At 43.1% G+C, this 1,212-nt stretch carries 1 protein-coding gene; it reads right to left on the bottom strand.

The genetic code is table 11. From position 1 onward, the window contains the following. On the bottom strand, nucleotides 1-1,073 hold a 1,073-nt coding region (locus IP81_RS19910), incomplete at its 3' end, for a DUF2974 domain-containing protein (protein ID WP_157573340.1). Nucleotides 1,074-1,212 lie beyond the last annotated feature (139 nt).

Raw genomic sequence — 1,212 nt, 5'->3', positions numbered from 1 at the left:
CCCGCCCCACCATCAACCGTGTCGCCAAAGCCGACGGATGTTATGACATCATCGCCACCTAACCCAAAAATCGTATCTGCAGATGCTGATGTGACAATATTATTGTTACCATTATCCGCAAATAATACTGAACGGTATACACTTGAAATATATTGTTGATTCTGAAAAAGTGGAGGATTATCATCAAATCCAATATTTCCTGTAGCATTGAAATAATTTATTATTTTTTGAGCTTCTAATTGTAAAAGTGAATTTTCATTAAACTCCTCACCTGCTTTTATTGACAATAATGTAGATATCCCTGAAGAACTATGAATAAATTTAGTTTTTAGCGCGAGAGTCACGACATTAGCTCTAACTGCCGCTTTAAAACCAACAATATTTAACAAACCATACGTTACAATAGATGAATTTACAGATATAATAACCTCACTATCTTGATTATATGCAAAAAAATCAAGATATTCGATGTTATTATCGTTTACATGACTCCCAGACCACTGCGAGACAGGTGAGCCTTCAACAATAAAGTTTCTAAAACTCGCCTGCGCCCCACCTCCGAAATTTATGGATGAGTTTGGATTCTGCGCCTCAAGATCGGCTGCCCGATTAGCAAAAGTGGTGGAAGCCACTATGTTTGCCGCTCCGCCGGGATCGAATGCCGCGCCGTTCAATTCGAACATCGCAGCGACGACTTGGGCAAGAGAGCCACCCAAAGAATGGCCGGTGACGGTGAATTGAGCATTCGGGTTTGTTGCCCGCTCGGTCCGCATCACATAGTCTGCGAAAGAAATCGCCTGATCGAACTGGACATCCCAATCAGCTAGACCAGCGATTGCCACATTCGGGAGCGCATCAAATATGCCATCTGTCCCGCGATAAACAATAATTACGTCATCGGGATTGTTGCTGTTCCGGTATGCAGCCGCGTAAAAGCCGAAGCCATCTCCAGATATAATTTCACTATCATTAATGAAAACATAGGATTCTGTGTAGCCGTTTATCGGTCCATAAGGTTGCTCATACACTTTGTTTGAAAGAACACTCAGATCATAAAAACGCTGATAAGACATTGTGCCTCCACACGCTGACTAGTGCGACTGAAAGATAAATCTCGAATCAGCCATTTTAGATAAATAGCATATCGCAGCTGGACACCCGCAAAAACCGGGTAGTTCGAGGCGGATTGGTCCGAGGAGGGCTGCTCCCTCT

Origin of the sequence: Novosphingobium sp. AAP83, from assembly GCF_001295795.1 — a bacterium.
In the GTDB taxonomy this organism is placed as follows: Bacteria; Pseudomonadota; Alphaproteobacteria; order Sphingomonadales; family Sphingomonadaceae; genus Novosphingobium.
This window is presented reverse-complemented; position numbering and strand designations above follow the sequence as displayed.